The 19,692-nt window shown below is 60.2% G+C and carries 24 protein-coding genes; 10 read left to right on the forward strand and 14 right to left on the reverse strand.

The window, feature by feature from the left end:
- Window positions 1–220 precede the first annotated feature (220 nt).
- The 4 genes from DK870_RS03925 (at window position 221) to DK870_RS03940 (ending at window position 2,037) form a co-directional block, all read left to right on the forward strand.
- On the forward strand, window positions 221–436 hold the full coding sequence (locus tag DK870_RS03925; protein ID WP_060752951.1) for a hypothetical protein: 216 nt from the start codon (window positions 221–223) through the stop codon (window positions 434–436).
- 71 nt (window positions 437–507) lie between these two features.
- Window positions 508–1,203 carry an AzlC family ABC transporter permease gene (locus DK870_RS03930; RefSeq protein ID WP_060752952.1) on the forward strand — a complete coding sequence of 232 codons (696 nt, stop codon included), beginning with the start codon at window positions 508–510 and terminating at the stop codon, window positions 1,201–1,203.
- Window positions 1,200–1,511: an AzlD domain-containing protein gene (locus DK870_RS03935; RefSeq protein WP_060752953.1), complete on the forward strand. Its 312-nt coding sequence runs from the start codon at window positions 1,200–1,202 to the stop codon at window positions 1,509–1,511. Before DK870_RS03930 ends, DK870_RS03935 begins: the two co-directional genes overlap by 4 nt.
- Window positions 1,512–1,683: 172 nt before the next feature.
- A complete protein-coding gene (locus DK870_RS03940; RefSeq protein WP_060752954.1) occupies window positions 1,684–2,037 on the forward strand; it encodes a hypothetical protein in 354 nt (117 codons plus the stop codon).
- Between the two features lie 143 nt (window positions 2,038–2,180).
- On the opposite strand, the gene DK870_RS03945 is transcribed toward DK870_RS03940, so the two are convergent.
- From DK870_RS03945 to DK870_RS03990, 11 genes are all read right to left on the reverse strand, one after another.
- On the reverse strand, window positions 2,181–2,885 hold the full coding sequence (locus tag DK870_RS03945) for a YoaK family protein (RefSeq protein WP_090370944.1): 705 nt from the start codon (window positions 2,883–2,885) through the stop codon (window positions 2,181–2,183).
- Window positions 2,886–2,953: 68 nt separating this feature from the next.
- Window positions 2,954–4,588, reverse strand: a complete 1,635-nt coding sequence (locus DK870_RS03950) for an ABC-F family ATP-binding cassette domain-containing protein (RefSeq protein WP_161548000.1) — start codon at window positions 4,586–4,588, stop codon at window positions 2,954–2,956.
- A gap of 124 nt (window positions 4,589–4,712) precedes the next feature.
- A complete protein-coding gene (locus DK870_RS03955; protein ID WP_161548001.1) occupies window positions 4,713–5,762 on the reverse strand; it encodes a DNA topoisomerase IB in 1,050 nt (349 codons plus the stop codon).
- 89 nt (window positions 5,763–5,851) lie between these two features.
- Complete coding sequence (modC, locus tag DK870_RS03960) at window positions 5,852–6,931, reverse strand: molybdenum ABC transporter ATP-binding protein (protein WP_161548002.1); 1,080 nt, start codon at window positions 6,929–6,931, stop codon at window positions 5,852–5,854.
- A gap of 5 nt (window positions 6,932–6,936) precedes the next feature.
- Window positions 6,937–7,617 carry a molybdate ABC transporter permease subunit gene (modB, locus tag DK870_RS03965; RefSeq protein ID WP_090370951.1) on the reverse strand — a complete coding sequence of 227 codons (681 nt, stop codon included), beginning with the start codon at window positions 7,615–7,617 and terminating at the stop codon, window positions 6,937–6,939.
- Between the two features lie 4 nt (window positions 7,618–7,621).
- Window positions 7,622–8,374: a molybdate ABC transporter substrate-binding protein gene (modA, locus tag DK870_RS03970; RefSeq protein WP_161548003.1), complete on the reverse strand. Its 753-nt coding sequence runs from the start codon at window positions 8,372–8,374 to the stop codon at window positions 7,622–7,624.
- A 111-nt stretch (window positions 8,375–8,485) separates the two neighbouring features.
- Entirely contained in the window at window positions 8,486–9,550 is a 1,065-nt protein-coding gene (locus tag DK870_RS03975) for a nitronate monooxygenase family protein (protein WP_161548004.1), read from the reverse strand.
- Window positions 9,551–9,621: 71 nt separating this feature from the next.
- Window positions 9,622–10,704: a bifunctional DNA-binding transcriptional regulator/O6-methylguanine-DNA methyltransferase Ada gene (ada, locus tag DK870_RS03980; protein ID WP_161548005.1), complete on the reverse strand. Its 1,083-nt coding sequence runs from the start codon at window positions 10,702–10,704 to the stop codon at window positions 9,622–9,624.
- Between the two features lie 75 nt (window positions 10,705–10,779).
- Complete coding sequence (gene alkB / locus DK870_RS03985; protein ID WP_161548006.1) at window positions 10,780–11,436, reverse strand: DNA oxidative demethylase AlkB; 657 nt, start codon at window positions 11,434–11,436, stop codon at window positions 10,780–10,782.
- A gap of 3 nt (window positions 11,437–11,439) precedes the next feature.
- Window positions 11,440–11,607, reverse strand: a complete 168-nt coding sequence (locus DK870_RS29310; protein WP_178126854.1) for a hypothetical protein — start codon at window positions 11,605–11,607, stop codon at window positions 11,440–11,442.
- Between the two features lie 25 nt (window positions 11,608–11,632).
- A complete protein-coding gene (locus DK870_RS03990) occupies window positions 11,633–11,935 on the reverse strand; it encodes a DUF1883 domain-containing protein (RefSeq protein WP_003191319.1) in 303 nt (100 codons plus the stop codon).
- A gap of 212 nt (window positions 11,936–12,147) precedes the next feature.
- Here DK870_RS03990 and DK870_RS03995 point away from each other — a divergent pair, with 212 nt between their 5' ends.
- The 4 genes from DK870_RS03995 (at window position 12,148) to DK870_RS04010 (ending at window position 15,352) form a co-directional block, all read left to right on the forward strand.
- On the forward strand, window positions 12,148–12,498 hold the full coding sequence (locus DK870_RS03995) for a hypothetical protein (protein ID WP_060752964.1): 351 nt from the start codon (window positions 12,148–12,150) through the stop codon (window positions 12,496–12,498).
- Window positions 12,499–12,680: 182 nt separating this feature from the next.
- Window positions 12,681–13,571 (forward strand): glyoxalase, encoded by an 891-nt coding sequence (locus tag DK870_RS04000; RefSeq protein ID WP_161548007.1) that lies wholly within the window; start codon window positions 12,681–12,683, stop codon window positions 13,569–13,571.
- Between the two features lie 3 nt (window positions 13,572–13,574).
- Window positions 13,575–14,981 carry an alginate export family protein gene (locus tag DK870_RS04005; RefSeq protein WP_060752966.1) on the forward strand — a complete coding sequence of 469 codons (1,407 nt, stop codon included), beginning with the start codon at window positions 13,575–13,577 and terminating at the stop codon, window positions 14,979–14,981.
- 140 nt (window positions 14,982–15,121) lie between these two features.
- Window positions 15,122–15,352: a hypothetical protein gene (locus DK870_RS04010; protein WP_060752967.1), complete on the forward strand. Its 231-nt coding sequence runs from the start codon at window positions 15,122–15,124 to the stop codon at window positions 15,350–15,352.
- Between the two features lie 9 nt (window positions 15,353–15,361).
- Here the strand turns inward: DK870_RS04010 and DK870_RS04015 are convergent, their stop codons facing one another.
- Both DK870_RS04015 and DK870_RS04020 read right to left on the reverse strand, forming a co-directional pair.
- Window positions 15,362–15,643, reverse strand: coding sequence for a hypothetical protein (locus DK870_RS04015; RefSeq protein WP_060752968.1), 282 nt, complete (start codon window positions 15,641–15,643; stop codon window positions 15,362–15,364).
- A 144-nt stretch (window positions 15,644–15,787) separates the two neighbouring features.
- Window positions 15,788–15,973, reverse strand: coding sequence for a hypothetical protein (locus tag DK870_RS04020; RefSeq protein WP_060752969.1), 186 nt, complete (start codon window positions 15,971–15,973; stop codon window positions 15,788–15,790).
- Between the two features lie 306 nt (window positions 15,974–16,279).
- On the opposite strand from DK870_RS04020, the gene galU reads away from it, so the two are divergent.
- A complete protein-coding gene (galU, locus tag DK870_RS04025; RefSeq protein ID WP_060752970.1) occupies window positions 16,280–17,119 on the forward strand; it encodes a UTP--glucose-1-phosphate uridylyltransferase GalU in 840 nt (279 codons plus the stop codon).
- 105 nt (window positions 17,120–17,224) lie between these two features.
- On the forward strand, window positions 17,225–18,583 hold the full coding sequence (gorA, locus tag DK870_RS04030; RefSeq protein WP_161548008.1) for a glutathione-disulfide reductase: 1,359 nt from the start codon (window positions 17,225–17,227) through the stop codon (window positions 18,581–18,583).
- On the opposite strand, the gene DK870_RS04035 is transcribed toward gorA, so the two are convergent.
- Window positions 18,584–19,591 (reverse strand): DNA-binding protein, encoded by a 1,008-nt coding sequence (locus DK870_RS04035; protein ID WP_161548009.1) that lies wholly within the window; start codon window positions 19,589–19,591, stop codon window positions 18,584–18,586.
- Window positions 19,592–19,692: the final 101 nt, after the last annotated feature.

A 19,692-nucleotide genomic window follows, 5' to 3' on the forward strand; every position in this document is an offset into this window, starting at 1 on the left:
CCATGGCACTTTGTCATCCAAGGCATGGATCAGTTCGCGTGAGCAAAGTTCGTCTTTGTGTGGGAACAATTACGCCGACGGGTAGGCGCGTTGCGAGGTCAAACCCTGAAACCATTGACGTGGATCAAATCCACCGCAATCGACACACAAGTGATTGAAATTAAAATGAAACATGAATGTCCTAAAGTGCCTGCCCATTGCTCATGAAGGAAGATCCCGCGTGACCCGTGCCACTCGCAACCTGCGCAAGACCCTTGATTCCGTCGCGGACAATAACGAAACCGCGGCGTTTGACTTGATGCGTGCCGTCGAAAAAGTCGGCGATGAAGTGCTGCGCCAACGCCTGCTCAACACCATTCACCGGCTCAACCAGGACGCCTACGAGCTGCGCGAAGCGCGAGACTCGGTCGAACAGGTATCGGTAAAACTCGCCTGAGCAAGATCGTTCAAGACAGCCCCTGTATGACACTGGCATGCTTGTCGACCCTCTGTCGATGAGCCGTTTCCATGCCTGCCGCCTTACCTCATTACGCCTTCGCTCGCGGTGCAATCGCGGTTATTCCGTTATCCCTGGCCTGTGCGCCCTGGGGGCTGCTCGCCGGCTCCATGGCAATCGACGCGCAGTTCACGCCGCTGCAAGCCCAGGGTTTGTCCGCCATTGTCTTTGCCGGTGCCGCGCAACTGGTGGCGATCGGCATGGTCAAGAGTGGCGCGAGCCTGATATCCATTGTACTGACCACGCTGCTGCTGACGTCCCAGCATTTGCTGTATGGCATGCACATGCGCCCGACACTCTCGGCGCTCAATACACGCTGGCGCATCAGCCTGGGGTTTCTGTTGACCGACGAGTTCTTCGCCTTGGTCAACCACTATGACCGTGAAACATTCAACCGCTGGTATGCCCTGGGCGTCGGCCTGACGTTTTACATCGCCTGGAACCTGTTTACCCTGGCCGGCATCGTGCTCGGCAAAAGCATCCCCGGGCTTGATCAACTGGGGTTGGAGTTTTCCATCGCGGCGACCTTCATTGCCTTGATCACCCCAGTGGTGCGCGACGTACCGACGGTGGTCTGCGTGGCGATCTCGCTGTTGTGCTCGGTAGGGTTGAGCTTTTTGCGCTGGGAGTCGGCGGTGGTGGTCTCGGGCTTGCTGGGCATGAGTGCAGGCTATGCGTGCAAGCGGCTGGGGGTAGGGCAGGCATGATCTACTTGATGATAGTCGCCATGGGCCTGGTGGTATTTTTCAACCGTTACCTGTTTATCGAGCCGCGTCTGCCGGTGCGCCTTAATCGCGGCGCCCGAGAGTTCCTCGGGTTTGCGGTGCCGGGCATGCTCACGGCGATTTGCGGGCCGATCATTTTTCTCGCCGATCACCGGCTCAACCTGAGCCCGACCAACCCTTATCTGCTCGCGGGTATCTGCGCGGTGGCGCTGATGTTCTGGACGCGCAGCGTGCTGATCACGGTGTTGCTGAGCATGGCGCTGTTCTATCTGTTTCGTTGGTACTTCTGAAGCGCAGGCGAAAAAATGCCCGCGGGAGGGCGGGCAGAAGGAAGACTTCTTAAAAATGAGCCAGGCAACTATAGATGGCGCATTGTGCTTTTACCGTGAAACAAAGTTCATGTGCGCGTCAGTTAAGCCTGCGGCGGTGGTACAGTCGCGGTTTTTCCATGGAGGCGATGGCATGCGTAAGGTAGTAATGGGCGTCATGATGGCGGCGGCGCTGTCCGGTTGCGCCGGCACGAAGATGAAAGAGGCGCGTGCAGGCCAGCCCTATAAAACCCTGGCTTCGGACAAGGCCCCGTTGGTAGTTGCCCAATGCGTGCAGTTCGGCTGGCAGGACGAGGCGGTGTTCGGCGTGGACGCCGGAGGCTTCAAGGAGCCGTTGGAGTCAGATGGTTTCACGGTGTACACCACTGACGGTGCCTATTTTGTAGACGTGCGCGCCGCGGGTGCCGGCTCTACCGTCAAGTATTACGCAGCCGAAGACACGATGCCTGCCAAGCGTCGCCAGGCCGCCCTCGCGACCTGCCTGTAGTCCGTTGCTTTAGAATTATTCAGAAATGCCTGGCGCGACAGGCGCCGAGCATTGGCTTATTATTCATCCGCTCGCTCGACGTGATGGCTCTTTACCGGTACACGGATGTCGAGGCCTAAACGTCGGGCGGGCCTCTTTGCTCGTTATCGCGGCATGTAGCCCAAGTGCCAGCGCCGGGGAATCCTCAGCGATACCAGGCCCAGTAATATGGCCAATGCACCGCTGACCAGCAGCGCCTTCAGCCCCCATTGGTGCTCCAGCACCGCGCCGATCACCGCCCCCACAAACATCCCGGCCCACGGGATCAACTGTACCCGCCACCCGTTGCGTCGTTCGCCCAGCATCCAGCGGCCCAGCCCACGACCAAAGCGTGACAGTGCCCCCGTCACATAGGTCAGCCCCACGGGCAGGCCATTGACCTCTTCCACGGCTGCATTGAGCATGCCCATGGCGGTGATCGCCGCCAGCAAGGCAGGCAAGGTATCGGCGAAAGGCCATAAGCCGGCGCCGCTCAACAGCACGGCGATACACAACAGCAAGGGCAGGGCATGCCGACGGCCCAGGCGGCTGACCACGACACCCAAGGCGTTGCCGATGACGAACGTGGCGATCAACAACAGCAGGCGCCCGATCAGGCCCAGATCACCGGCGCCCATCGCCACGGCCAGGCGGGTGGTGTTGCCGCTCATGAATGACACGAAGTCCCCGCTGGCCATGAAGCCGATGGCATCGGTCATGCCGGCCAGCACCGAAAGGCTGGCCACCAGCAACAAGCCGACCCGGCCACGCCAGCGTTGGCGATGGGCCAGCGCGGCATTGGCGTAGGGCGTGCGGGACGAAGGCAGCATGGAGCGGGCTCCTCGATGAGATTATTCGGCCACTACCGTAAGAGGCTTTGCGGGTTGGCGCAATGACCTCAGACAGATTCCAGTCGCCAGCCCGCCGGATGCCAGTCCAACCGATGGGTCGGCCTGAGCGCCTGTACAAACGCCTCGTCATGCGACACCACCAACATGGCCCCGGTAAAGCCGCGCAGCGCCTGCTCAAAAGCGAGCACCGATTCCAGGTCCAGATGGTTGGTGGGCTCGTCCAGCAACAACAGTTGCGCCGGGATTTCGCGCCACAAGGCAATCGCCATTGCAGCTTTCAACCGCTCGCCGCCACTTAACTGGCCGGTAGGCTGGGTGACGCGCTGCGCATCCAGTTGCAGCAAGGCCAAGCGTGTGCGCAGTTCGGCTTCGGCCAGCGGCGTGTCGAGCAGGTTCAGCTGTTCGACGATGGAGCGTCGGTCGTCCAGTAGCGCCAGATGCTGGTCGATATACGCGTGGGTGACGTGCACCACACATTCGCCGCCGACCGCCCTCCAGTGCCCCGCAAGCAGTTTGAGCAGGGTGGATTTGCCGCAACCGTTCGGCCCGCGTACCGCCACGCGCACAGGCCCCATCAGGTTCAACGTGACGTAGGTAGAAGACTGCTGCGCATCGAGCCACGGCAATTGGGCCTGTTCGAGCGTCACCACGTGTCGACCATTGGGCAGCCTTGAACCGGGCAGGGCGAGCAGAGTGGGCGTCTCGTCCACGACGCGTTCGTAGGCTTGGCGCACCTGCTGGTCGAGTTGGTGTTTATGCGCGTGGTGGGCGCTGCGTACGGTACTGACGATTTCCGTGGCGGCGCCTTTCCAGCGGGCCTTGGTGAACCGGTCAACGTTGGCGGTTTCTGCGTGTTTGCGCGCGCGGGCGGCATTGCGCTGCAGGCTGTCGTGATCCTTTTGCAGGCGCTTGCGTTCGCGGCTACGTTCAAGCCTGGCGTGCTCCAGGGCTGCAACCGCTGCGTGTTGTTCAGTGTCGCGTTGCTGGCGGTAAGCATCGTAGTTGCCGCCATAGACGCGCATGCCCAGCGGGGAAAGCTCGACGATGCGCCCCAAGGTGTTGAGCAACTGTCGATCATGGCTGACGACGACCAGGCCACCACGCCACTGGCCCAGGATGCGCAGCAGCCAGTCGCGGCCCAGGCTGTCGAGGTGGTTGGTGGGCTCATCCAATACCAGCAAATCCGGAGCGGCCAACAGCGCGCCGATCACTGCGACGCGGGCCAGTTGGCCGCCACTCAGTTGAGCGGCCGGCGTATCGAAGCCCAGCGCTTGCAAGCCCGCCCCATCCAGCGCCGCGCGCAGGCGTTCGGCCAGGTCCCAGCGCTCATCAATCCGCTCGAAGTCATCGGCGCGGGCCTCACCCGATGCCATACGCTCAAGCGCGGCCAAGCCTTCGGCGGTGCGGGTGACCTGGGCGATGCTTTCACCGGGTTGGACGCTCAGGCTCTGCGCGACATAGGCCACACGGGCATTGCCGTCGAGTGTGCCGGAGGAGGGCTGGAGCACACCGGCGATCAGCTTGGCGAGGACACTTTTGCCACGGCCATTACGCCCGACAATCCCGGTCGGCGTGTGATCGATGGACAGGTTGATAGCTTCCAGCAAGGTATCGCCATTGGCGAACTGGAAAGACACGTGTTGCAGGGAAACGAGTACGGGCAGCCGGTTGACGTCAGTCATCAGCACCTCCAAAAAAATGTCGAACAGGCCAACAAGCGCGCCAGGCGGCTCGTTGCAGATACATTTTGGAAGGCTTAGTGGTTCACGTCGGCGGTCATCCCGTAAATCAGAAGGGGGGCAAAGGCTAACCTGCCTTGGCGTTCTTAGGCAAGTCGGCGGCCAATTGCTCAAGAAACATCGCCAGGGCGACCTCTTCCGCTTTCAGGCCCTGGCGCACCCGTGGCTTGGGCAGTTTGGACAGTTCGCCCAGGCTGAAATGCTCCAGTACCGCCGGGTGGATGTAGCACTTGCGGCATACCGCCGGCGTGTTGCCCAACTGCTTGGCCACACTCTTGACCATGGCCACCACATGCCGCTTGGCGTCGGATTCCGGCTGCCATTCCAGGTCACGCAGCACCGCCAACGCAAGGGCGGTGCCGGCCCAGGTGCGATAGTCCTTGGCGGTAAAGTCGGCGCCGGTGAGGCTGTGCAGGTAGGCGTTGACGTCGTGGGAACTGACGGTATGGCGCTCACCGTCTGTATCCAGATACTGAAACAGGTTTTGCCCCGGCAGCTCCATGCAGCGTTTGACCACCGTGGCCAGGCGCCTGTCCTTGACACTGACTTGGTGCTCGACACCGCTTTTGCCACGGAACTGAAACTGGATTTCGCTGCCCTTGACGTCCACATGACGATTACGCAGGGTGGTCAACCCATAGGACTTGTTGTCCCGCGCATACTGCGTATTGCCCACGCGGATCAGCGTAGCGTCCAGCAGCATGACCACGGTGGCCAGGACTTTTTCGCGGGTGAAGCCGGGTTCGGCGATCTGTGCCTCCAACTGTTTGCGCAGCTTGGGCAGGGCCTTGCCGAACTCTTGCAGCCGAGCGTATTTGTCACTGTCGCGCACTTCGCGCCAGCGGGGGTGATACCGGTATTGCTTGCGGCCCCGGGCATCCCGCCCGGTTGCCTGCAAGTGACCACGCGGATCGGCGCAGATCCACACATCGGTATAGGCGGGCGGTACGGCGAGGGCGTTCAGGCGCTTGATTTCATCGGCATCGGTGATGCGCTTGCCCTGCACATCGAAATACTGGAACTTGCCCCGCAGCGTTTTACGGCGGATGCCGGGCTGGCTGTCGTCAACGTAATGCAGGTCGCGGGGTAGATCGGCGGGCAGCGCAGAGTCGGGCATGGTGCAGGTTCCTTGGCAACGGATCAGGCCGGTATGTCTGATTGACCGCGGCCCTGTGCGGTGGTGCCAAAAACTTGTGCGGAGGCCGCTCAGGCCAATACCGCCACCGCCTTGATCTGTGCCCACAGTGTCTGGCCAGGGCGCAGTTGCAGCTGGTCGCGGGAGAATCGCGTGATACGCGCCAGCAAGGGCGTACCCCCGGCGTCCAGGCGCACCAGCACATGGGCGCTGTTATCCGCCTCAATCGTCTGGGTGACCGTCACGGGCAAGCGGTTGAGGATACTGCTGTGTTCTTCGGCTTGCAGGCTGAGGCTCACGTCCCGCGCCTGCACCTTGATACGCAGCTGTTTGCCCGGTGCCAGCGGTGCATGGGCGACGCGCATCGACAGCGCGCTGTCGGGAAGTTGCAGCGTGAGCAACTGGTAGTGCGCGTCATACGCGCTGACGGCGCCATTGATGACCACACCGGCGTCATCGCCCAGGGCCATGGGCAAATCGAGTCGTGCCAGGGTTTCACCGATAGGGCCGCTGGCCAGCGCCTTGCCGTCGCTGAGCAGCACGAGGTGGTCAGCCAACCGCGCGACTTCATCCTGGGCGTGGCTGACATAGAGCAGCGGAATCTCCAACTCATCGTGCAGGCGTTCGAGGTACGGCAGGATTTCATTTTTGCGCTGGCTGTCCAGGGCTGCCAGCGGCTCATCCATCAATAACAATTGCGGGCTGGTCAGCAACGCACGGGCGATGCCGATGCGCTGGCGCTCGCCGCCGGACAAGTGCTGCGGGTGGCGGTCGAGCAGATGGCCGATACCCAGCAGTTCGGTGGCGTGGGCCATATCCACCCGGCGCAGCGCACGTGGGATGCGCTTGAGGCCGAACTCCAGGTTGGCGCGCACCGACAAATGCGGGAACAGGCTGGCCTCCTGGAACACATAGCCGATGGCGCGTTTATGCGGTGGCACAAACACGCCCTTGCGGCTGTCCTGCCAGACCTCATCGTTGATCCGGATAAACCCGTCTGCGGCCCGTTCCAGCCCGGCGATGCAGCGCAAACAGGTGGTCTTGCCGGAACCGGAGTGCCCGTACAACGCCGTGACGCCACGGCCAGGCAGATGCAGGTCCACATCCAGGGCGAAAGCCGAATAAGCCAGTTGCAGGCGTACCTCCATCATCGCGATCAGCTCCAGCCCATCTTGGTTTTACGGCTGGAGTAGAGCGCCAGCAATACCAGGAATGCGAAGACCACCATGGCGCCGGCCAGCCAATGGGCCTGGGCGTATTCCATCGCTTCGACGTGGTCGTAGATCTGTACCGAAACCACGCGGGTTTTATCGGGGATATTGCCGCCGATCATCAACACCACGCCAAATTCGCCGACGGTGTGGGCAAAACCGAGAATCGAAGCGGTGATAAAGCCTGGGCGAGCCAGTGGCAGGATCACCGTGAAGAAGGTGTCCCAGGGGTTGGCCCGCAAGGTCGCGGCGACCTCGAGTGGGCGAGTGCCAATGGCGGAGAACGCGTTTTGCAACGGCTGCACCACGAATGGCATGGAGTAGATCACTGAGCCGAGCACCAGCCCGGCGAAGCTGAAGGTCAGGGTGCCCAGGCCCAGCCATTCGGTGAACTGGCCCACATAGCCGTTCGGACCCAGGGCCAGCAGCAGGTAAAAACCGATCACTGTCGGCGGCAGCACCAACGGCAGCGCCACAACCGCACCAATGGGGCCGCGCCACCAGGATTGGGTGCGCGACAGCCATAGGGCGATCGGAGTGCCGATGATCAGCAGGATCACCGTGGTCAGCGACGCCAGCTTTAGGGTCAACCCGATAGCGGAAAAATCGGCACTCGACAGTGGCATGCAGTTAGAGCTCGTAACCGTAGGACTTGATCACCGCAGCCGCTTTCGCGCCTTTGAGGTATTCGACGAGGGCTTTGGCAGCGGCGCTGTCTTTGCCTTTGTTGAGAATCACCGCGTCTTGTTTGATCGGGTCATGCAGGGAGGCCGGAACGATCCACGCCGAACCGCTGGTGACTTTGCCGTCTTTGTAGATCTGCGACAGCGCGACAAAGCCCAGTTCGGCATTGCCGGTCGACACGAACTGGTAGGCTTGGGTGATGTTCTGGCCTTCGACGAGTTTGTCCTTGACCTTGTCGGTCAAGCCTTCCTTGGCCAGCACTTGGGTGGCGGCCAGGCCGTAGGGGGCGGTCTTCGGGTTGGCGATGGACAGGTGCTTGAATGCGTTCTGCTTCAGCACATCGCCGTTGGTGTCCACGTAGCCTGCTTTGGCCGACCACAGGGCCAGGGTGCCGACGGCGTAGGTGAAGCGTGAACCCTTGACGGTGTCGCCTTCGGTTTCGAGTTTTTGCGGGGTGGTATCGTCGGCGCTCAGGAACACCTCGAACGGCGCGCCGTTCTTGATCTGCGTGTAGAACTGGCCGGTGGCGCCATAGGCGGCGACCAGTTTGTGGCCGGTGTCTTTCTCGAAGTCGGCGGCGATCGCCTGGATCGGTGCAGTGAAGTTGGCGGCCACCGCCACTTGCACTTCGTCAGCGTGAGCGGTGCTGAACGCCATGGCGGCGACAAGGGGGGCCAGGCGAGAGGCGCGGATCATCATGAAGCAGCTCCTTGGGTAGTACGGCGAGTCTCAGGTAGAAGGCGTTACCGCTATGTAGGGGAATATATAGCGGTTAGCCATCGCCGGTACAGTGCAAAGTCGCCTCGGGGGTCAGTTCCTCTGGAGTCTGGCCAGCGCCTGCTCGGCCAATTCGCGCGTCAGCGCATAACTGGACATCTCTTTGCCCAGGCGCAATGCCTGGCCGGACCACAGGTTGCTGAAACCCGCTTCATCCTTGGCCTTGAGCGGCATCAAGGCGCCGCCGGCCCTGGGGAATGCCGGAGCCGCCGGGTTGATCGCCCCCAGCTCGCGCATCACCCGGTTGACGATGCCGCGCGCCGGTCGGCCGGTGAACAGGTTGGTCAGCGCCGTTTCACTGGCTTGGGCATTGCGCAGTGCATGGTGATGGGATGCGCTGACGTTGGCTTCGGGGGTGAACAGGTACGCGGTGCCAATCTGCACCGCCGCAGCGCCAAGCGCGAACGCCGCCACGATACCGCGCGCATCACCAATGCCACCGGCGGCAATCACGGGCACCTTCACGGCGTCGACGATTTGCGGGACCAGGGCCATCAGGCCGATCTGGGTATTGAGGTCGTCACTGAGAAACAAACCACGGTGCCCACCGGCTTCCACACCCATGGCAATGATCGCATCGCAACCACGTTGTTCCAGCCATATGGCTTCCTCTACCGTGGTGGCCGAAGAAAGTACCTTGGCACCGGTAGCTTTTACGCGGTCAAGCAAGCGCTTTTCCGGCAGGCCGAAGTGGAAGCTGACCACTTCCGGGCGGAACTCTTCGACCACTTCGCAGGCAGCCTCATTGAAAGGGGAGCGATTGGACTCCGGGGTGGGGGCATCGAAGTCGGCGCCCAGCTCACGGTAATAAGGCTCCAGCAACGCCTTCCAGCGGCGGTCACGCGCCTCATCGGGCGCGGGTGGTTGATGGCAGAAGAAATTGACATTGATGGGCCGTACGCCGGCTTGACGAAGCGTGGTCAAGGCTTCGCGCAGTTGTTCCAGACTCAACGCCGCAGCAGGCATCGAGCCCAACGCGCCGGCCTGGCTGGCGGCGATCACCATTGCGGTGGTGGTACCCACGGCCATCGGGGCTTGAATGATGGGCACGTCGATGCCCAGCAGTTCGAGAATGCGCGTGTCTGGCCAGGTGCTCATGGGACGTGTCTCCAGCGTGAGTAAGACGTTGCGCTGTTTTAGCAGGGCCCTTGGCACTCGGCCAGTCTGTTTTATTCACTGGACGTCAGGGGTATTTCATGAAGGGGACGCGCAGCGGTTTCCCGCTCCAGCAACTGCCGCTTGCGCTCCACGCCCCAACGGTAGCCCGACAGCTCGCCGTTGCTGCGGACCACGCGATGGCAAGGGATTGCCACCGCGAGGCTGTTGGCGCCGCAGGCCTGGGCCACCGCACGAAAAGACTTGGGCGCGCCGATGCGTTTGGCAATCTGCGCGTAGCTGGCGGTGGCGCCCACCGGAATTTCGCGCAGCGCTTGCCATACCCGCTCCTGGAACGCAGTGCCGCGCAGGTCCAGCGGCAGATCCAGGCCCACGGCCGGCGCTTCGATGAAGCCCACGACTTGGGCGATCAATTGCTCAAACTCACGATCCGCGCCGACGAGTTCGGCCTTGGGGAACTGGTCCTGCAGATCACGCACCAACTTGTCCGGATCGTCACCCAATAAAATGGCGCACACCCCTCGTTGGCTCCGCGCCACCAGCACGGCTCCGAGTGCACATTGGCCAACGGCAAAGTGGATGGTGCTGTTGGTGCCACCGGCTTTGAAGTCGCGCGGGGTCATGCCAAGCAGTTGGTCGGCGGCCTCATAGAAGCGGCTGCTGGAGTTGAAGCCGGCGTCGTACAGGGCATCGGTCACCGAGTGCTGGCCTTTCAAACCGTCGCGAACCTTGCGCGAGCGCAACGCGCTGGCGTAGCCCTTGGGCGTCAGGCCGGTGGCCGCCTTGAACACGCGATGAAAGTGGAATGAACTCAACCCGGCCTGGCTGGCGAGCGCTTCCAGGTTGGGGGGTGTTTCGGCCTGTTCGATTTGCCGGCATGCGGCGGCGACGAGTTGCCCATGGTGGGCGGCCAATTGGGTCTGGTCAGCGCAGGCGCGTTTGCTGGGGCGGTAGCCGGCGGCTTCGGCGAGGGCAGGGCTGTCGAAGAATTCGATATTTTCCGGGCGCGGCAGGCGCGAAGCACTGCTGGGGCGGCAGTACACCCCGGTGGTTTTCACGCCGTAGACAAACAGCGTGTCGGCCTTGGCGTCGCGGGCGACAATGGCCGCCCAGCGGGGGTCTTGTTCGTTGTTCATGACCTGCACTCTTGACGATTCACGGGCAGCTTAGCGGCGTAGGTCGGGCTCGACACTCTCAAACTTGCGGTCAAATCAGCCGGCGGTGCGAAAGGTCAGGTTGATCCGCTGCGGGCCCATCACCGAGTGCACGCCCTCTTTGATCGGCATCACCCCATGAAAGCGCAAGCGATCGACGCCGCCCCAGACCACCACATCACCGTGGAACAGCGAGACTTTTTGGGGCTTGTCGCCGCGTTCATGGCCGCCGAACAGAAAAATCGCCGGCAGCCCCAGGGACACTGAAACGACGGGGGCGTTGTAACGACGCTCGTTCTTGTCCTGGTGCAAGGACATCTTGGCTCCGGGCACATATCGGTTGATCAGGCACGCGTCGGGTGCGAAGTCGGGGAAGCCGGCCTCCGTTGCTGCCAGGGCGGCCAGTTCGCGCAAGGCATCCGGCATCGCCGGCCACGGGGTTTGGCTGCGCGGGTCGACGGGGCTGTAGCGGTAGCCGCTGCTGTCGGTGGTCCAGCCCAGCTCACCACAACTGCTCAAGGCCGCCGACATGGTAAAGCCGCCGGGCGTTACCATTTTGCGAAACGGCGACTGCGCCAATATCCGACGCAGCTCAGGCAGTAGACGCTCAACCCAGGGTAGGGCGTAGCCCCTGAGCACATAGGATTCTGCGCCAATTTGTTCGCGTCCCCTGGGTTGTTGCAGGGCGTCATCGGCGAACAAGTCGGCAGTCATGGCTTACAGCGCCTTGCTCACCGTGATGTCGGTGACGACATCACCGGCATCATGGATTTTTGCCAGGGCTTGCTTGGCTTCTTCCACGCTGTTGCTGTGCAGTTGCGCGAACTCGAAGCGACGTTCGCCGTTGAGCTTGTACTTGATGACGTATTTGGTCGTGGTGGTCACAGCTTTTTCCTGTCGGTTATCCGGATCAGCTCAGTTTGGAGCTGGTACGACGAACGATGCGAATCTTGTGGGACAGCGCGGGTTTACGGGTCACGCTGATGGCGCGGCGCGTGACCACATCCAGGGTGATGTTCCAGAAGCCGGTGCTGGGCGCGGTGATTTTCGCCGGGAATTTGTCAAACGCGCCGCCGTGGTAGGTGTGGCGGCCGCCATTCTTGAAGCTGCGAAAATTGGCGTCGCTCATCAGGCGGATATTGCAAGTCTGCGAGCATTCGATGACGACAATGTCTCCCTCGTTGAGGTGCTCGCGCTGATGAATGAATTTCATGGGGGTCTCCAGAAGGGCTTTTTCTGAAAAATCAGAATGATACGTAGGTTAAGATAGAGTTTATCAGCCCCAGCGCGTTTATTATCGGGCCGTCGTCGACGACTTCGACAATTTAAAACAGTTATTTACCGAGTTTTTAGGGATAAATCCTACTTTGGTGGGAGAAAATTCCTATATCCGCTGTCAGTAGGGTCTTTATCGGAGGTTTAAGTATGAAATGGAGTGTGTTGGTTTTGGCCCTGGCGCTGGGTGGGTGTGCTTCGGTTGCGGATATCAAGCAGACCCCGCCCACCTTGGTCGTCATCTCAGGGAAAAAACCACCGGAATATGCTGCCTGTGTCGTGCGTAAACTCGCAGCCACCCGCCGGCCGCCGCAGATTGAACCGCACAAGGATGGCGTGCAGGTCATTGTGCCGCAGAAATTCTCCTCGGATCCTTCGGCGATCTTCGAGATTGAAGAGCGTTCCAGCGGCAGCAGCATCAAGCTTTATGAAAGCATGTCCAATGTGCCGATCCGCCCAGGCGATATCAAGAAAGCCGGGGAGGATTGCATTTCCGGCTGAGCCGCCGCTTGCTCAAACACTTGAACCCGATAAGAAAAGCCTGGTGCTGCTGTTGCTGCACCAGGCTTTTTTTTGCAGATGAATAAATTTTCATATTACTGCGCACATACGTCCTATCGACGATTGCGGTCGCTTCTTACGCTTGCTGGCGCTGAACCTCCTAAATCGTCAAGGGCATCTTTATGACTCCTTCATTCAAGCAACTTCTTCTGCCGGTCGTCCTCGGGATGGCGGTATCCCTTTCCGCTCAGGCTTCCACCGGCCCTGCGGTCGGAGCCCAGTACGACACCAGCCATGTCTATGTAGCGCCGGGCGATGTGGATCGTTTTGTGAAAAGCTTTGTGGCCACCTTCGGCGGCCAAAGCACCCCGCAGGTCGTGGTAAACGTGCTGCCCGTCCCCAGCAGTACGACTTCACAACTGGTGCAGACACCCGTCGGCACCGTGTCGCTGTTTGGTTTCACCACGCCGGTTCCTTACCCCTTTGGCGCCGAGCGTAACGGCTATCTCGTCAAGGATATGGATGTCGCTCTCGCCGAAGCAAAGAAACACGGCGCGGACGTGATCGTGCACGACTTTCCCGATCCGATCGGTCGCGACGCCGTGGTGCAATGGCCCGGTGGCGTGACGATGCAGCTTTACTGGCATAGCAAGGCACCCAATTACGCTGCGTTTCAGAGCATTCCTGAAAACCGGGTATATCTCTCCGAGCAACGCGCCGATGCCTTTATCAAAAGTTTCACGGGTTTCTCTCATGGCAAAGTCGTGGCGGATGAAAAACATCTCGACGGTGCGGTGGTCGGGGAGCCCGGCAAGACGATCCGCCGCGTAAAGCTTGAATCCGATTTCGGCAAGATGGTGATGTTCGTCACCGACGGGCACCTGCCTTACCCGTACGGCCGTGAAACGACCGGTTATGAGGTGAAGGATCTGTCGGCCACGCTCGCGAAGGCCAAGGACTCCGGTGCCCAACTGTTGATAGAACCCAAGGCGGAGCCTGATCGCCAATCCGCCGTGGTGGAGTTCCCCGGTGGTTACGTTGCTGAAATACACCAGTCGCTCGCGAAGAAGTAACGTATGAACAGCCGTCCTTCGCATAGCGTGTATGCCTGGGTTCTGGCCGTGCTGTGGCCGCTGGGGGTTTCCAGCGGCTACGGCGCCGAGCCGCCTGAACGTCCTGTGCTTAAAACCAACCGTTGGCAGGAGGACTGGTCGGTCCTTCAAAACCCTTCGTTGAGAACCGAGCCGTTAGACGGTCTCAAATACCTGTCGCTGTCGGATACGGACCCGCAGCGTTATCTATCGTTTGGCTTGACGCTGCGGGAGCGGTTTGAACTCAATGACGCCAATGGCTTTGGTATCGGTAACCGCAAGCGTGACTCGTGGTTGATTCAGCGACTGCAGGTGCATGCCGATTTGCATTTGAACGAACATTGGCGTGTGTTTACCGAGTTGGAAGATGCCCGCGCCTTCGATAAGACAACCATCGGCGGGGCTGACCAGAACCGTCTGGATATGCGCTTGGCCTTTGTCGAGTACGTTGACAAGACGCCTGATCACACCTTCAAGGCGCGGGTGGGGCGGCAGGATTTTGCCTTTGACTTGCAGCGCTTTATTTCTTCGCGTGACGGTCCGAACGTTCGGCAGTCGTTTGATGCCGTATGGGCCGACTGGGAGACAAGCAACTGGCGCTTCATTGGCCTGGCCAGCCACCCCGTCCAGTACCTGGATGGCCGCCACTTCGATGACAAGTCCAACGCCGACGTGGCGTTTCATATGCTCCGAGTTGAGCGCCAGCTCGACAACAAGAATGAGCTTTCGGCCTACTACGGGTTGTACGAACAACGCCAGGCAAGTTATCTCGACGCGCAAGGTGACGAGACCCGGCACCTGTTCGATGCCCGCACCGCCGGTACCGAAGGGGCGTACGACTGGGACGTGGAAGCGATGGTTCAAACCGGTACGGTCGGTTCCAAGGACATCCGCGCCTGGGGCGGCGGTAGCCGTTTCGGCTACACCTTGCAGTCTGTGCCCTGGACGCCACGGCTCGGGCTGCAGTTCGATGCCGCTTCCGGTGACCGTCACGCCGGCGATGGCACCCTCGGCACGTTCAACCCTCTGTTCCCGAATGGCTACTACTTCTCGCTGGCCGGTTACACCGGCTATAGCAACCTTATCCACGTCAAGCCGTCTGTAACGATACGGCCGATTTCCGACCTGTCTATCCAGACGGCTGTGGGCATGCTCTGGCGCCAAACGACTGAGGATGCGGTGTACACCCAACCGAATCTGCCGGTAGCTGGAACGGCGGGGCGCGGTGGGCGCTGGACGGGTTACTACGACCAAGTGCGTATGGACTATGCATTCAATCGCAACCTGTCGGGTGCAGTTGAGGCGGTTCATTATGTAGTGGGCGATACGTTGCGCAATGCGGGAGGTGACGACAGCAACTACTTGGGCGTGGAGCTCAAATTCATGTGGTAGCCACACACTTTCCGGCAGTGTCGAACGCGGCAGGCGTGCTGATCGGGCAGGGCATCCGTTAAACTGGCGGGCAATCAACGCAAGAATGCCGCTCAAGCCCTTGGGCCTGCGCGGCATTTGTCTTTTTTGGAAAGCCTGTCATGAAGCGTGAACACGTCAAGGCCCGCTACGCCGAGGGCCAGATTTCGGCTACCCACGTCATCCAGAACCCTGCCGACCTGGGTGAGTGGATTGTGTTCTTCAAGAAAAGCGGGGGGCGCAGTTACTTCCTGGTCGACGAACAGGATGAAGTCGAGTCATTCCCGCGACTGGATGACCTGATCGAGATATTGCGCGGTTTGGGCATCAAGTTCGCCGAAGTTCACCTGTAGTCGCGCCGCTTATTTGCACACGACCACGACGCTGCGGCTTTTGAAGTTGCCCACGTCTTTGCCCAGGGTCTTGTCGCTTTCGTTCAAGGAAGGCGTGCCTTCGGTGCCGACGATGCGGTAACCGGTGCCTGCGCAGGAGGCGTCCGCTTTCTCGTAGCAACTGGCCCAGGAGTTGGCCTCGCCCGAACAATCGATGGTCAAGCCTTGTTCGCCGTTTTTCAGGTAGGTATCGGAGGTGGTCGTACAGCCGGCCAGCGCCAGTACCGCAATCAGTGCCAGGAATTTGTTCATAGTGGGGTCGTCGTCGAGGGTGTTGGAGGAGCGCTGACACTGTCGTGGGGCGTTGGCAGCAGATTATAGCTAACTGCCACCTAGGTACAGACAAACACAAAAAAAGCCCCGTTCAACGGGGCTTTGTGTGCAAGTAGGCGAGGCTTACTTGCCCTTCGGCTTTTTGCTCGACGCGTGACCGGCCTCATCCACAAACACTTCGGCAACCTGGATCGCTTCGCGCTCGGTCGCAAATGTACCGGCGACGCTGTCGCCATGGAAGTTGATCAGGTGCCAGCCGTCTGCTCGCTGGGTGATCAGATAGCCGTTAACGCCTTTTGGTTCTGACATCTATGTCTCTCGTATTCGGGTTCAAGGGCGCCATCATAGCGCCAAATGCTGCCGTCCAGCGCAAGTTGTTGCAGGTCAGTGCCCAGTGTCGAAAAGCGTGCTAAAAAGGTTGCAGCGCCTCGAAAAGTGGGCGCGTTGGCTGTTTTAGTGTGCTGTTGGTGAGGCTCTTCGTAGGATTAGCGGAACTTACGTCGACATTTTTTCTCTTAGATGACATCGCAACGCCAGCAGGACCCATTGTAAGGTGGCTGCGGCCTGATTAGACTGCGCCGAATTCCGTACGCATAGCCCTTTGTAAGGACTCATATGATCAAGAAATGCTTGTTCCCAGCTGCCGGTTACGGCACTCGCTTCCTGCCAGCGACCAAAGCCATGCCCAAAGAGATGCTGCCGGTGGTGAACAAGCCACTGATTCAGTACGGCGTGGAAGAAGCACTGGATGCCGGCCTGAACGAAATCTCCATCGTGACCGGTCGTGGCAAGCGCGCGCTGGAAGACCACTTCGACATCAGCTACGAGCTGGAAAACCAGATCAAGGGCACCGACAAGGAAAAATACCTGGTTGGTATCCGTAAACTGCTCGACGAGTGCTCGTTCTCCTACACCCGTCAGACCCAGATGAAAGGCTTGGGTCACGCCATCCTGACCGGTCGCCCACTGATTGGTGACGAACCTTTCGCCGTGGTACTGGCGGATGACCTGTGTGTGAACCTGGAAGGCGACGGCGTACTGACCCAGATGGTCAAGCTGTACCAGAAGTACCGTTGCACCATCGTTGCGGTCATGGAAGTGGATCCGGATCAAACCAACAAGTACGGCGTCATCGCCGGCGACGACATCGGTGATGGCCTGATCCGCGTACGTGACATGGTTGAAAAACCAGCACCGGAAGATGCTCCGTCGAACCTGGCGATTATCGGTCGTTATATCCTGACTCCGGATATCTTCAAGCTGATCGAAGAAACCGAGCCGGGCAAGGGTGGTGAGATCCAGATCACCGACGCCCTGTTGAAGCAAGCCAAAGACGGTTGCGTCATTGCCTACAAATTCAAAGGCCAGCGTTTTGACTGCGGTGGTGCCGAGGGTTATATCGAAGCAACCAACTTCTGCTACGAGCACTTCTACAAAACCGGCAAGGCTTACTGATTCACGCAAGCCCGCCCGTTTAAAGAGAAAGCCACCTTCGGGTGGCTTTTTCGTTTTTCAGCCCCATGTAAGTCGGTATGCTGATGTCCTGCCGAGGAGAGTGAAATGGCCTACGATTTTGACCTGTATGTAATTGGCGCCGGTTCCGGTGGCGTCCGCGCAGCACGTTTTGCTGCGGGTTTTGGCGCCAAGGTGGCCGTCGCGGAAAGTCGCTACCTGGGCGGTACCTGCGTGAATGTCGGCTGTGTGCCGAAAAAGCTGCTGGTATACGGCGCGCATTTCGCCGAAGACTTTGAGCAGGCCAGTGGTTTCGGCTGGTCGCTGGGTGAAGCGAACTTTGATTGGGCGACCTTGATCGCCAACAAGGATCGTGAGATCAACCGCCTCAATGGCATCTATCGCAACCTGCTGGTCAACAGCGGCGTGACCTTGCATGAAGGGCATGCGCGCCTGGTGGACCCGCATCAGGTGGAGATCAATGGTGAGCGTTTCACCGCCAAACATATTCTGATCGCCACGGGCGGCTGGCCGCAGATTCCGGACATTCCCGGACGCGAACACGCCATCGGCTCCAATGAAGCCTTTTTCCTCAAGGAGCTGCCCAAGCGCGTGCTGGTGGTGGGCGGGGGCTATATTGCCGTTGAATTCGCGGGCATTTTCCATGGCCTGGGCGCGCAGACCACGCTGCTGTACCGCGGCGACCTGTTCTTGCGTGGGTTTGATGGCGCTGTGCGCAAGCACCTGCAGGAAGAACTGACCAAGCGCGGCCTGGATCTGCAATTCAATGCCGATATCGAGCGCATCGACAAGCAAGCCGATGGCAGCCTCAAGGCCACGCTGAAAGATGGTCGCGTGTTGGAAGCCGATTGCGTGTTCTACGCCACCGGCCGCCGGCCGATGCTGGACAACCTGGGGTTGGAAAATACCGGCGTCCGCTTGGATGAGCGGGGTTTCGTCGAGGTGGACGAGCTGTACCAGACCGCCGAGCCTTCGATCCTGGCAATCGGCGATGTGATTGGTCGCGTGCAATTGACTCCGGTTGCCCTGGCCGAAGGCATGGCAGTGGCACGTCGACTGTTCAAGCCGGAGCAGTACCGTGCGGTGGATTACGCGATGATCCCGACCGCGGTGTTCAGCCTGCCGAATATCGGTACCGTCGGCCTGACCGAAGAAGAGGCGAAGAAGAACGGCCACAAGGTGCAGATCTTCGAAAGCCGCTTCCGGCCAATGAAATTGACGCTGACCGATTGCCAGGAGAAAACCCTGATGAAGCTGGTCGTCGACGCCGACACCGATAAAGTCCTGGGCTGTCACATGGTGGGGCCGGACGCTGGCGAGATCGTCCAGGGCCTGGCGATTGCGCTCAAGGCGGGCGCGACCAAACGGCATTTCGACGAGACCATCGGCGTGCACCCCACGGCGGCGGAAGAGTTCGTCACCATGCGCACGCCTATGGCGGATTGATCAGGCGTCGGGCGTTGCTTCGGGTGCCGCCGCAAGGGTGGCCGCCAACTGCAACGCCTCGATGCTGGCCTGGGCCTTGAGCAGGTCCAGTTCCAGGGTTTTTTGCGCGTGCTGACATTCACTGAGCGCCTGCTGGCGTGACTGGCTTTCCAGCAACGCAACCCGCAAGCGCTCTTGCAGCAGGGTGCGTTCGCTTTCGATCAGGCTGAGCTGTTCGCTCAGCTTGAGTTGCTGGGCCTGCTCCTGGCGGTTTTGCTCCTGCTGGGCGGCCAGCTCCTTCATCGTGACCCTGTGCTCGATCAGTAGCCGTTCATTGTCGCGATGCAGTTGAGTGATTTCATCCTGGCGCACCAGGGCGCTTTGCTGGGCCTGACGCAGTTCTGCCTGGAGTTGTTGCAGTTGGCCTTCATGGCGCCGCTGTTCCTGCTCACGCTGTTCCTTGACCGCGTTGCGGTAGTGCTCAAGGGCATCCCGGGCATGCAGGTGCTTATCTTCCAATGAGCGAATCTGCTCGTCCTTGTCGTTGAGCCTCAACTCGTAGTCGCTGCACGCCTGGCTGAGGCCCGCATTGCGGGTTTGTTCGGTCTGCAGGCTGGTGCTGGCGGTTTGCAGGGCGGCGCTTTCTTCGGCCAGGGCGGCACCCTGGATATCGAATTGTTGTTGGAGCTGGCTGTGCGCTTGCTCAAGGGTTTCCAGTTGGGTGAGCAGGGCGGCTTTGTGCTGTTCGAATTGCGCCTGGGCCAGGTCGATGGGCTCCTGGGCTTTCTCTTTAAGGCGTTGCGCCAGGCGTGCGACCAGTTCGCTCAGTTCATCATCCAGAGGGGCTTGGGTAATGGCCAGGCGGTTTTCGCTTTCATCCAGCTCCTTCAAATAGCGATGAATCGTGGTTTTCGAGCCGGTATTGCCCATTTCGATGCGTACCGCATCAATGCTGGGGTTTTCGCCGCGGGCCAGGATGGCCAGGCGTGCCGTCTGCACAACTGCTTTGTTTATGCCGCCGCGAGCCATGGAGTCTCCGTCGATTTGATAATGTGGTACATGGTATGTATTTACGTACTATATCACGAACAAAACGTTGTTTAAATTCACGATTCAACAGATGGGATATT

It is taken from the genome of Pseudomonas sp. Q1, assembly GCF_009935975.1.
Lineage (GTDB): Bacteria > Pseudomonadota > Gammaproteobacteria > Pseudomonadales > Pseudomonadaceae > Aquipseudomonas > Aquipseudomonas palleroniana.

Coding starts and splice junctions, on each gene's coding strand:
- DK870_RS03930 (WP_060752952.1), top strand. CDS start 508: ATGCCTGCCGCCTTACCTCATTACGCCTTCGCTCGCGGTGCAATCGCG.
- DK870_RS03935 (WP_060752953.1), top strand. CDS start 1,200: ATGATCTACTTGATGATAGTCGCCATGGGCCTGGTGGTATTTTTCAAC.
- DK870_RS03940 (WP_060752954.1), top strand. CDS start 1,684: ATGCGTAAGGTAGTAATGGGCGTCATGATGGCGGCGGCGCTGTCCGGT.
- DK870_RS03945 (WP_090370944.1), bottom strand. CDS start 2,885: ATGCTGCCTTCGTCCCGCACGCCCTACGCCAATGCCGCGCTGGCCCAT.
- DK870_RS03950 (WP_161548000.1), bottom strand. CDS start 4,588: ATGACTGACGTCAACCGGCTGCCCGTACTCGTTTCCCTGCAACACGTG.
- DK870_RS03955 (WP_161548001.1), bottom strand. CDS start 5,762: ATGCCCGACTCTGCGCTGCCCGCCGATCTACCCCGCGACCTGCATTAC.
- modC (WP_161548002.1), bottom strand. CDS start 6,931: ATGATGGAGGTACGCCTGCAACTGGCTTATTCGGCTTTCGCCCTGGAT.
- modB (WP_090370951.1), bottom strand. CDS start 7,617: ATGCCACTGTCGAGTGCCGATTTTTCCGCTATCGGGTTGACCCTAAAG.
- modA (WP_161548003.1), bottom strand. CDS start 8,374: ATGATGATCCGCGCCTCTCGCCTGGCCCCCCTTGTCGCCGCCATGGCG.
- DK870_RS03975 (WP_161548004.1), bottom strand. CDS start 9,550: ATGAGCACCTGGCCAGACACGCGCATTCTCGAACTGCTGGGCATCGAC.
- ada (WP_161548005.1), bottom strand. CDS start 10,704: ATGAACAACGAACAAGACCCCCGCTGGGCGGCCATTGTCGCCCGCGAC.
- alkB (WP_161548006.1), bottom strand. CDS start 11,436: ATGACTGCCGACTTGTTCGCCGATGACGCCCTGCAACAACCCAGGGGA.
- DK870_RS03990 (WP_003191319.1), bottom strand. CDS start 11,935: ATGAAATTCATTCATCAGCGCGAGCACCTCAACGAGGGAGACATTGTC.
- DK870_RS03995 (WP_060752964.1), top strand. CDS start 12,148: ATGAAATGGAGTGTGTTGGTTTTGGCCCTGGCGCTGGGTGGGTGTGCT.
- DK870_RS04000 (WP_161548007.1), top strand. CDS start 12,681: ATGACTCCTTCATTCAAGCAACTTCTTCTGCCGGTCGTCCTCGGGATG.
- DK870_RS04005 (WP_060752966.1), top strand. CDS start 13,575: ATGAACAGCCGTCCTTCGCATAGCGTGTATGCCTGGGTTCTGGCCGTG.
- DK870_RS04010 (WP_060752967.1), top strand. CDS start 15,122: ATGAAGCGTGAACACGTCAAGGCCCGCTACGCCGAGGGCCAGATTTCG.
- DK870_RS04015 (WP_060752968.1), bottom strand. CDS start 15,643: ATGAACAAATTCCTGGCACTGATTGCGGTACTGGCGCTGGCCGGCTGT.
- DK870_RS04020 (WP_060752969.1), bottom strand. CDS start 15,973: ATGTCAGAACCAAAAGGCGTTAACGGCTATCTGATCACCCAGCGAGCA.
- galU (WP_060752970.1), top strand. CDS start 16,280: ATGATCAAGAAATGCTTGTTCCCAGCTGCCGGTTACGGCACTCGCTTC.
- gorA (WP_161548008.1), top strand. CDS start 17,225: ATGGCCTACGATTTTGACCTGTATGTAATTGGCGCCGGTTCCGGTGGC.
- DK870_RS04035 (WP_161548009.1), bottom strand. CDS start 19,591: ATGGCTCGCGGCGGCATAAACAAAGCAGTTGTGCAGACGGCACGCCTG.